We start from the raw sequence: 11,065 nt of genomic DNA, 5'->3' as shown, positions 1-11,065 counted from the left end.
TTAGAAGCTTTAAGTTACTTAAAGCAAGCCGGTTTTCATAAGGAAAACCGGCTTATTTTGGCCTCTAGAGCTGTTTTTTTCTTAACTTAATAGCATTGAGTGGCAAAGACCTATAGTTAAACCGAACAAGATAACGATTCCTCGCATTTTACCAATGCATGCGGGGGAAGCATTGCGCAATTACGCAGCAATTTTACCAAAGGCCTTTCCCCAGGGCTATGGTTCTTATAGTCTCGCCAGACGGAATCCCGAAAGCTGCGCGCGCTTCCCAGGCGAAAAGAAATACAATTACAAAACGTTCCGAACAAATACAGCCTGTAAAGAGACGAATTTCCTCATGACCGATAAGTCGCTTTCGTTTTTAAATGGGCATAAAAACTGAGTAGGATGGCCGCACCGGAAATCAAGGTCATGATCGTACCTGGCACAAAATGGACATAGCCGCCAAGGTCCAGGAACAAAAAGTACCCCAAATCGGCAAGACCACCGCAAATGGCTGCCAGGAAAATCGCGGGTTTATACCCCTTCCAGATAAAAAATGCAGAAATGAAGGTAACCAGTCCAATCCACAGCAGATTGAATCCATGTTGCCCAATAACCGCCCCCGCTGCTTTTGGATAGTCCATCCTCAGACTTTCGGGATTCACCGCATCGGCAATCCCGATAATAGCCTCACTAATATCTTGGGTTAGCACGCCTTTCATGGTCATTACGCCTGCAAGGACGTGTACCAGACCCCATACGATCCAAAGTAGGGCACTTGTTTTCAGTAAAATGGTCGTGTATTTCATGTGTCTATAATTCGTTCGTTAATGGTCACATGCCTGCCTGTCGGCAGACAGGGAATCTCGCATGTCTGATAGTCATTCCAGTGTGTGACGGGCACGTCATGCCTGCCTGTCCGGTAGTCCGGTAGGCAGGCTCGATTTCATGGTCATAGCGATTACTAGTGGTCCGGAAAAAGGCTAAATTGCCTTAGATATTGCTAAAATTCGGTGGTTAAAGCGTATTCAATCGTTTTGTTTCTTTTATAGCAGTGGTTCCGTAAAGGAAATTCGAAATTTGATCCACTGTTTGCCTAGAAAAAGGGGAACGTAGCTGCTCACCACCCGCAGTTCGGGGCGGCTTTTCGCGCTTGCCACCTGGAAGGACACGAGGCTATCCTGCCCTGTTTTTCGCGTTTTTTTTTACAGCCATGCCAGGATATCCATTGTTTTTTCATTCATCGGTAAATCACTTTTTGATTTTGCAGTGGATGGAAATCTTTACCGTATTCCCCACAATAAACGCAGGGAATTTCTCTCCCAGTTGAAAGTCCGATCGTTGGATGGGGAATTGACCGGTAAACACGCCCTCGGAAAATTCGAATGGAATGCTCACTTTTCTGGTAACCCCCAGCAGGGTACGATTTCCAGTAGCCAGGTAGCTTTCCTTATCTGAGTGGATGGAAGTAGATTGGAAACAAATTTTTGGATGCTTATCGAGGAAGAAAAAATCCTTGCTCCTTAGGTGGGCATCCCGTTTCGAACTGCCTGTATCGATGCTAGACGGGCCAGTGCTAGCCTTGAAATGGGCGTCAGTGAGGGCGTTTTTTGAAAAAGAACCGCCACCTGTAAAATCAGTAATCTTACCGTTGATGGTGAAAACCCCAAGTTTTTTCACCTGAAAGGTTACGAATGCGTCTGCGGTGTCAATGGTAAATGAGTTGGATGCCATAAGAAAATTGTTTCGTTCGGGCAAAAGTAGTGTACGCGTATCGCCGGTGCATTAATGTAGATTAAGAAGTGTGGAATGGAAACGGAAATTAAGCTTTTTGGGGACGTTTTCTGCGAACGGTAGAAAGCGCTTCGGGTGTTATTCCGAGGTAAGAGGCGATCATTTTTTGAGGCACCCGCTGCACGATATCCGGGTAGGTGGCCAGAAAATGCTCGTATCGCTCGAGGGCAGAGGCACACATCAGCATGATGACCCGTTTCTGCAGCACGTTGATGCGTTTTATCAACTTGGGCACATCGTGCGCCAGGTGCTGCGCTTTGTCTTCCTGCCAAACAATGGACGGTTCGATGGCATCAATAAACAAATCACAGGGTTCATCGGGCGCCACGCTGTCAGCAATGATCCAATTCTCCGGGGCAAACATGTAAATATGCTCTTTGCCCTTATCGCTGATGGAATAACTGCGTAACAAGCCGGACTCAACCCGGTAAAGTTTGCTGTTTACGTCTCCTTTTCTTTGGAGAATTTGCCCTTTTTTTACCTCTATTTTTTTCATGGTCGATTTCGGTGCAGTAGGTTATTAAGCCGGGTATGCAGGTCCTCCCAGCCACACAGCATTCGCAAAAGTCCAGGAAACCCTGAAAATTACGCTGTGCAATTGTAGTTGAACGACGATCAAGGCGCTTGATCCAACAACATTTGGCCGGGAATATCCGCAAGTCCTGATTCACCGCGTGCTACCAGTCAGCTTTCGCTACGAGTAAACCGGCCCCGTCATGCTTTTTGGCAGTGCCCGCAGGCTTCATCATCTATAGGTAATTTGAATAGGGTTGTATGCTTGCAAACCAATTGTCTTAGTATATCCGATCGGGTACCCCTCATCGTTGTACGTAAAGTCGTATCTTCCGGTATTACTGATTAAATCCCCTACTTTTTCAATCTCCGCTACCACGTTATTTCTGGAAATTAGGGTTTCCTCCCCGCCCATTACCCGGTAAACAAAAGCGATGTCCTGGTTAGAAAAATTCCGTTTAGCATCATAGCTCATCCTTTTACTGCTGGCCAGGTACGTGTATTCATCGTCAATTACATAAAAATCCATCTGGGTAATATTGCCATTGCTCCACTCGAATACGGTTTCCGTAGGTTTATGGTCGACGCCTTCATACGAATACTTTATGGACGAGATCCTCCCATCGCTGTAGCTAAATAACCCAACCCGAATCTCTGTAATACCACCATTTTGTTTCGTGGTTACCTTTTCTTCTTTTCAAAAAACCATTCGCTCCATACGATAGCTCAATCAGCTGTTCCAATCCCTGATCTCGTTCGATTTCAACCCGCGTCAATTGCTTGTCGGAATAGTAAAACTTCGTGCTGGTTTCAATCCGTTCACCAAAAAGCCGATCGAAATTTACCAGGCGCCCATTTTCATAGGCAAACAAGTCGGTATAAATGGTGGGATCACTCATCTCCTGCACAAAAAATATAGTGGGAGAAATTTCTTCGGTATCGCAGCTAAAAAATAGTCCTGCGAATAGTGCCAATAACGGGTATCTACAATTTATTTTCATCGATTCTACGGTAAGTATAGTTAAGCTATTGGTTTTGAGCAAGGTATGACCCAACTAAAAGTATTGCGGGGATAAATTAACTTTGCCACCGTCGGCTGTCTTCGCTTTTCAAAAAGCCTTTCTTTACTTTTAGGACCATAATCTCGTTGGACTTAGACGTTGATGAACGATAAAAGGTTGCTCGCAGAATGGTAGGTACCACTTTGCCGGGCTTTAAACATCATAAGGCCCCGATGCGTCTGCTAGAGGTGTTTTCTCGATTTTTCATGAATACGTTTTGGGAACTCACCTTACCTGCCATTTCGGTGGTGTAATCTCTGGTAACTCCGCTCAATAAACCCCTGCGGCAGTTTCCACGAGGCTTCCTTGCCCACGGGAAGTACCAGTATCGCCCCGATTCTATGCCCACCCTCCCGATTATTTCCTCATATCTTCCCGCCAGGTGGTCTTCCGGATCGACCCTTTCGTTTTCGCCTGCTGCTACTTTTTCGGTTAGGGATAGTTTTGGCTGCTTTCATTGACTTCCCACATTAAAATCCAGCAGGATTTTTACCCACCTACAGACTCAATTTTCCGCGATTGATGCCATTTATGTCAGAGGAAACAGGATAAACGATATAAAATGCCTCGCAAATGGAGCGTTTGTACGGATGAAAACGGAGTGCCCGCCTTGGGATACTGCCGCCTATTCGATACGGTACATTGTCTGTTCAGTTCGTTGATTACCGGGAAATAGTGGATATGCCCACATTTTGCACCGTCATCCATCCTACCGCGTGCTCGTGACCAGATATGCTCAACGCGACTTATCCTCCGGAAACCACCTCTAAAACTAAACGACTGACAAACGTGCCTGCCTGTATTATTGCCGAAAAATACCCGGTACCACGCTTCCCGCAACATCAATGGGTGTTGGGGAATTTGCTCGTCTTCGCATAGGCAATTTTCGTTGGGCAGGAGCTAAACATCTTTCTAAATGATACCGAAGGTGGCATCTGCTAAATTGATCGAATTCGCAGGGTTAAAAAATAATGTACCTATTCGTTGGAATTTCCTGATCGAAATCAAAAAAACATAGTATATTTAATGGTGAAAATCAACGAGTTACTTTTCCGTAGTTTGGCTGTATAGCCGACGCTAAGCTCAGAATACCGCATAGCGATGGGGTTCTACACGCAGTTTTGCGCTTGTGAAGCATCCATTCGGTTGCGCGCCTTACCGAAATGCATAAACACGATTAACCGACTGACACTATGCCTCAAACGTCCCCACTGATCAACAAAAACATGACAAGGCAGGAAACACACGTGTACCTGCACACGGGTATGGTATCCCATCAGGGCGTTCCAATTTCCTTTGCCATGAGGGGAGATAGAAGGATATTTTACAGCGTGTTGAATATGTCGAGCACCGAACAGCGGAGCACTACGCCCGACGGGAACGATCGGAACAACGATAAAAATTTCTGGTCGTCGGTTGCCTTCGACGGGCTGGGGGCAAGCCGTTTATTGTTCCCGTCGGAAATCATGCAGGTAGGGTATGGCGTCGTGCCCAATTTTCAGATAGACAGGTACAACAGCAAAAACGAAAAAATCATCGTCCGCTACGATAGCGAGGGGAAGCCGCTAGACGCCGAGGGCAAGGTCTTATCCGATCGAGCACTCAAAGACAAAACCGACGCCTTTTATTCCAGTACGGCGAGGCTCGGGGCAAAGGAGCCTTTTCAAGTACTTTCGGACGGCAAATACATTTATATTTTTCGCCAGTCTATCGGAGCGGACCACCCCGACAACGAAAGCCCTGCCATCGTAAACAATACCCTATTGGTGGACCGCTTTATCCTCAGTGGGACCGTACTGAAACTAAGCCGTGAAATACGCTATCAGCGCAGCCGCCACAAAACAGAACCCGAATCCCGAAAAGATACCCTCGCCGCCGTAGACGTCGAAGGCAACCCTTTTTACGAGCCAACCCGTGAATTGGCTTTTGCCAATAACTTATCCCATGGAAATTTTTCGGTACTCCTGATACCCGGCGCAGATTCGGAGGAACAACGGTGGCAGATTTTCACCAGCGATGCCGCCACTAATAAGGTAAACAGCTTTAACCTCAGATTTGATTACAGCATCGTGTTTGACACCAGCGACTCCCAGGTAGTGGTGGCCGAGTTCATGGAAAAGTACGCGCTTGATGGCAGCTTCATTACCACGATACAAGCGAAAGTGACCGAAGGAAAAAGCGATGACGAAATCTCCAACGACTTATCGAAGACCAGCGCCTTTGACTACAACAACCTGAATGAGTACGCCCGCTTGGTGCTAAGGGATGCCCTAAGCGAGGTGGTTTACACCGTACGCACCGGCGTCAGCAAAGACGATTTTGTGCTGGAATCGGCATCCGAGTGGCCGCTGATCGCGTACGAGGCAGATGGCAGCAGCATTGCCTCCGACTATTTGAGGAATGGGGTGCTTCAGCAAAAGTATGCCTTTCAGGGGCCTGCGGATGAATTGGCTCCTCATTCCTCGCCTTACCACATCCGTCATGGCCTGACCTCCTGCTATTACTACCAACAGGAAATGGGCGCAGATGGCAAACCCATGAAAAACAAGGCCTGCGTCATGCTCGCCATGGGGCTGGCCGACAAAAATGACAACAAATACATAGGCGCACTGAATTTTGCTGCGGCAGCTTCCGGCCACTTAAGCCGCCTGACGATGGATGCGGTCAATATGCCGGACATCAATGTACAGGCCCTGGATGAAAACCCGTATAGCACACTGGAACAAATCCCCCGGGATGAAAACAACAATCGGATAGCCTGGCAACACCCGCAACGCATGCGGCTGCTCGATATTGATCCAAATGGCCTGGGCACCAGCGGCGGCGTGCTGAAATTTGCCTACACCAGCGCCGAAATCAGCGAAAGCCAGGGCTATTCGGATGCAGCCGAGGCCACCGACCCCTTTTTGTTTGATGATTCGCTGGGAAGGGTGAACCTGTACTTTAAAGGTAGAAAGAACAATTTTTTCGTGCTGTACTTCAATCCTACCGGGAGCAAAAGCGTATCCATCACCGACAGCGAATCAAAGGTCGTCTCCCCTACGTTAGCCTTGGAGCCGCGCCTTGACCGGGACATGGCCATCGAAGTGGCGGCAACTGCGGCAACAGGCAGCAATGCCTGCACGCTGACCATGACCTCAAAAGACAACAAGCAGGAAGTAGAACAATGGCGTAACCTTCCCCGGCGGTTCAATCAAATCGCAGCCATCCTGAATGGAGACGGTGACCTCCCCCTCGGTACGCTGGAGCCGCTGGGCAACACCGACGATCCCAGGGCTGCCTATCTCAAACCTTCGGGAAGCAAAGGCACCCTCAAGCTCCGCACGAGTGCGGACAACAACCTGATGTTTCGGGTAAGCGATGCTTCGGCTGCGCATATAGCCGATGGAAAAATACACGAGCCCACGCTGCGGCAACTATCGGCCTATTTAGCCGAAAACCCAATGCTACGTATTGCTGGCAAGTCATTCTCTCTAAGCGGAAAGCCCAAAGTAGCAGCAGACATTTTTTACAAATCCTACCTTTCCGGCTTGGTCACTGACGAGAAAGACATCGACGGTCTGTGGGACTATTTGAAAAATCAAGGGCTACTACAAGAAATAGCTGGACAGCCAGCTGTGGCAAACCTAAAGGCTGCTGCCCTATCCGGTACTCCGGAGGCCCTCGGCGAGGTGTTGAAAGACGAGGAGATCGAGGGATTAACCCTGGAATTAGTAAAAGAAGGCAACGATGCCGATAAAAAAGCCCGCCGGGCACGACTCAAACAATCCCTGATTGCCTTGATACTGGATGTGGCAAAGGTGCGCACGGTCACTTTCGAGGTACAGGATACCAATACGCAACACATCGATCGCCTGGAAGCAGGCCTGTCCGTGAGCCTGCCGTACGATTACTCCAAACACTTCACCAGCACGCCGGCCCACCTCGGCGGGGCCAGTGCTTCAAAATGGGAAAAGGCCAGAAGCTATCTGTTTAAGGCCGGAATCAAGTACAACGAAACCACGAGCCCGACAACAGAAATCGACACTTCCTTCCACTACCTCTATTCCATCAACAACGCGATCGGCCAATGGGAAGATTGGGAGGCAAGCCTGGCACTGGAGCTGACTCCCAAATCAACAGCGAATGGAGCCGCGCTCAGTACGGCGGATGACCGCCAATTAGAGGTATTGCAGCCGTCTGAAAAAGGGCTGAGCGTGGAGGCCTGGGTGAAGCCCTCCACAAGCCTAAACCATCCGGCAAGCGTTATCTACTTTGAAAGAGGCAGTGCATCGTATTCCCTGGGGCTTGAAACCGTCACTGGCGAGGATAGCTACAAATGCGTCGCTACCCTTGGCGGTAAAAAGTATGTTAGCAAAAATGCCTTCGCAGTTCTTCAGGAGGGCAAGGCGCCCTGGCGGCACCTGGCCTTTACCCATGAAAAATACTGGGGCTATCAACTGGGCCCAAGCAACGATGCATTCATTGACTGTGGAAACGACAGTTCCCTGCAGCTCAGCGATGAATTCACACTGGAGGCTCTAGTGAAGGTTGACGCTACCGGAATGCTCCTGGAAAAACAGGGCGAGTACGGTTTATCGGTCAACGGCAACCGGGAAATCCAATTCGATTGGGGTGGAGAAAATGTATTGGCAGACTGGATCAAAATGAACACGACTCCTACAGCCAGCCAACAAGCGGACAGCGCTAACTACAGGCTGATCCACGGGGCATGGTATAAAAGGAGTAGGCCTGCCAAGCTAAGCGCGCTCAATCAGTTTTACAAAATCACCCTGATACGGTCTAGAAATAAGCCTCAAGCTGAGCCTACAAAGGCAGAATACCCCATAACGGGCAGCGATCAGGGTACACCTTCCGGAGGGGGCGCATCCGAGGAGAAGTGGTACGAAGGGGACGACAAAGACACCGATGAGCTTCTAAAGGGGATGGCTGAAAAGCAAGACCAGATGGAAAACAAAATGGCGTTTTCCCAGGCAGATATGCTGGGCAACGTTTTTGGAAACGGTGCGGCTTCGTCTGAGGCCAATCCGAAGTATTACCATACGCTCCTGGTCACGACGGAAGATGGAAGCACGCAAAAGTGGACGTCATCAACGGCGGTAGAAGGGAAAAAGGTGGAGGCCTACCGGGATTTTGTCATGGGCGGCAACGGCTTCAAGGGCACCTTTGCCAGTGTGCGCATCTGGAACCGCGCCCTTTCCACGAGCGAGGGTGAAGCTTTTTCCTTACCGGAAAACAAAGCGGGGCTGCTATCCCATTGGCGCATGGAAGAAGGCAAAGGCAAGTACCTGTACGATGAGGTGAGCGAAAACCATGGCGTGGCACAAGGTGGTACCTGGGCAGACAGCCCTCAAACCAACCAGGCAGGCCAATTTCAACTCTACGTGGATGGTACGCCCGAAGCACACGAGGCACCCACTGCCAGCACGGCATCCGGGTTGTCCCAGTTCAGTATTGGGGGCATCAAAACAAGTACCGGGTATAAAAGTCATTTCAAGGGCACCCTGGAAGAAATCAGGATATGGAACCTACCCCGGACCAATGAGCAGATTACGGACAATGCCTTCGGGCGCTTAAAAGGAGAATGGGAGCAGTTGCTAGCCAACTATACCTTTGATACACCAATGAGCCAAACCGAAGGGAAGGTACAAGATGCCAGTGTGAACAGCATCCAATTAACGCCCCACAACCGCGACATGCTCAAGGAGGTGCTTTCCACCGCGCCGATTGCTACGGAAATCCCCCAAGTCCGGTCGGCGCTTACCGGAGTGCTCACCGACTACAACGGGTACATACGATCCCGACCGGGCATGGTGGAATATGGGGATGTGCAACTAAACGACGATGGCACCCTAAACGGAATCCTGAAACGCTGTTATTCCTTCATCGATGAGGACCGCGCATGGAACCGCATGACCGGTTACAAAGTCGGCAACCTGGTAAGCCAATGGTACAGTCAGGCGCAGTTTGCCCCGCAGGTTATGGGCTTTCTCGAAGGACCGCCCCCAGTGCCGGCCGAAAACTTCCCCGTCAGCAAAGACGGCGATGTGGACACCTATGCGTTTAAATTGGATAACTCGGCGAAGTTCAAGCAGGCGGAGGAGGTCGCTTATAATTACAGTACCTCCAAGGAAGCCGGCTGGAATGTGGCGGTGGAAAGCGAAGCGAAAACCGGGATCGGAATTAGCACCCTGATCGCTCCCCTGGGTTTTGGCTTGTCCTTCGATTTGGATGTACAGTTGGCAGTTGCCTCCAATTGGCAGACCTCGGGTAAACGGGCCCAAAGCTACGAACGCGGTACCAGCGTAAATACCGAACGCTCGCTGAGCGCCGCCATGTCCGGCTATGACAACGGCGAACAAGGCGACAAGCGGTACTACAAGCCAGGCAATACCGGCTATGCCCTGGTCAAGTCAAAAACGGCTGATATTTACCTGCTGCGCCTGGCGCACAACCATGCCCTGGTCAGCATTTTCTGGCGGCCCAATCCCGATATTCCCGAGGATGTCAACATTGTACCCTTCCCCATCAACCCGCTGTACACCAAGCAGGGCACCCTGGACGGAAAGTTTGGCGAAACCACAGACACCCACTATCCCCAGGCGCATGGGGCTTACGGACAATACAGCTATTTCAAGCCGCGCGAAGCCTACCAACTGAAAAAGCAGATTGAGCGGGAAAAAATGGAACTGAAGGCGTATTTCGAGGATTCCTTCGATGTGGCCAAGACCAACGCCCACTTCAATGCGGCAGCGGCAACCACGGGCATCGCCCAACTGAGTACCATCATTCCCGTTTGGGGGCCCATGTTTGCCTCCGGGTTTAATCAGATCGCCGGCCAGCTTGCCACCCAGGTTGGCTACAACAACACCCAATTGAAAGACGATTTGGCCAAAATGGGCAGCCAGCGCAACCTGGTCAATACCTACGTCTGGACGGTAGAGGGCGGCTTCTACGCGGAATCAACCGAGGTAGCAGAAACCCAGCAGGAGACCTTTGCCAACGAGACCAGCCTGGCGCTGGGCGGAGGCTTAGGGGCGGCGATGGGCGTCGAGGGGGGCGGCTCCTTTGAACAAAAAACCATGTTCTCCAGCGGCTCCAGCTTTACCCTCACCAAATCCAAAACCAAAAAATCAAGCACTTCGTTTGGGCTGGACATTAAGGTCGGCATACCCACCTCCCCGCGCTACAAATACGGAGGCATGGACGGCCGCAGCCTGGCCAAGGGCCTCATCAAGCCCGGTGTGGTGGATGCTTATCGTTTCATGAGCTTCTATTTGGAGCCAAAAGGGAAAAATTTCGTGGACTTGTTCACCAAGGTCATTGACCCGATATGGCTGGACGAAAGCGCCGACCCCAACGCGCAGGCCCTGCGGCAGGCGCGCGGCAATGTGGACAAGGCTAAGCCTTGCTGGCGCATCCTGCACCGGGTCACCTACGTGAGCCGTATCCTGCCGGAGTTCCAACCAGAGGCCCCTCCTTCCTTGGAAAAGGCCATGCGGGTATCGGGCATCGAAAGCAATTACATGCTGATCAAAAAATTCGAGCCTTACCTGACCAACGTCTCGGACCCAGGTACCTTTTTCGCAAAAATCGAAACAATCATAGATACCCAACTTCCTGAATTCAAAACCTATAAGCAGCAGATCAGCTACTACCTGGCGCTGTACTTCAATATCGGTCAAGCATGACCGGTGAAGGAGACGGAACCGTTC

At 50.4% G+C, this 11,065-nt stretch carries 6 protein-coding genes; 1 reads left to right on the top strand and 5 read right to left on the bottom strand.

What is annotated here, in order from left to right:
* Positions 1-335: 335 nt before the first annotated feature.
* The 5 genes from GCU44_RS21830 to GCU44_RS21810 form a co-directional block, all read right to left on the bottom strand.
* On the bottom strand, positions 336-791 hold the full coding sequence (locus tag GCU44_RS21830) for a hypothetical protein (protein WP_154859522.1): 456 nt from the start codon (positions 789-791) through the stop codon (positions 336-338).
* 442 nt (positions 792-1,233) lie between these two features.
* On the bottom strand, positions 1,234-1,716 hold the full coding sequence (locus tag GCU44_RS21825; protein WP_154859521.1) for a YceI family protein: 483 nt from the start codon (positions 1,714-1,716) through the stop codon (positions 1,234-1,236).
* 88 nt (positions 1,717-1,804) lie between these two features.
* A complete protein-coding gene (locus tag GCU44_RS21820) occupies positions 1,805-2,272 on the bottom strand; it encodes a Crp/Fnr family transcriptional regulator (RefSeq protein ID WP_154859520.1) in 468 nt (155 codons plus the stop codon).
* A gap of 249 nt (positions 2,273-2,521) precedes the next feature.
* Positions 2,522-2,818 carry a hypothetical protein gene (locus GCU44_RS21815; RefSeq protein WP_154859519.1) on the bottom strand — a complete coding sequence of 99 codons (297 nt, stop codon included), beginning with the start codon at positions 2,816-2,818 and terminating at the stop codon, positions 2,522-2,524.
* A 103-nt stretch (positions 2,819-2,921) separates the two neighbouring features.
* Entirely contained in the window at positions 2,922-3,290 is a 369-nt protein-coding gene (locus GCU44_RS21810; protein ID WP_154859518.1) for a hypothetical protein, read from the bottom strand.
* Between the two features lie 1,253 nt (positions 3,291-4,543).
* On the opposite strand from GCU44_RS21810, the gene GCU44_RS21805 reads away from it, so the two are divergent.
* A complete protein-coding gene (locus GCU44_RS21805; RefSeq protein ID WP_154859517.1) occupies positions 4,544-11,041 on the top strand; it encodes a LamG-like jellyroll fold domain-containing protein in 6,498 nt (2,165 codons plus the stop codon).
* The last annotated feature ends 24 nt before the right edge of the window (positions 11,042-11,065 follow it).

It is taken from the genome of Cyclobacterium xiamenense, from assembly GCF_009467825.1.
In the GTDB taxonomy this organism is placed as follows: Bacteria; Bacteroidota; Bacteroidia; order Cytophagales; family Cyclobacteriaceae; genus Cyclobacterium; species Cyclobacterium xiamenense.
The sequence above is the reverse complement of the archived record's forward strand: the minus strand, read 5'-3'. Positions and strand labels throughout refer to the sequence as shown.

What these genes read in the sequence shown, in the direction of transcription:
- GCU44_RS21830 (WP_154859522.1), bottom strand. Translation starts at nt 791, where the DNA reads ATGAAATACACGACCATTTTACTGAAAACAAGTGCCCTACTTTGGATC.
- GCU44_RS21825 (WP_154859521.1), bottom strand. Translation starts at nt 1,716, where the DNA reads ATGGCATCCAACTCATTTACCATTGACACCGCAGACGCATTCGTAACC.
- GCU44_RS21820 (WP_154859520.1), bottom strand. Translation starts at nt 2,272, where the DNA reads ATGAAAAAAATAGAGGTAAAAAAAGGGCAAATTCTCCAAAGAAAAGGA.
- GCU44_RS21815 (WP_154859519.1), bottom strand. Translation starts at nt 2,818, where the DNA reads ATGGATTTTTATGTAATTGACGATGAATACACGTACCTGGCCAGCAGT.
- GCU44_RS21810 (WP_154859518.1), bottom strand. Translation starts at nt 3,290, where the DNA reads ATGAAAATAAATTGTAGATACCCGTTATTGGCACTATTCGCAGGACTA.
- GCU44_RS21805 (WP_154859517.1), top strand. Translation starts at nt 4,544, where the DNA reads ATGCCTCAAACGTCCCCACTGATCAACAAAAACATGACAAGGCAGGAA.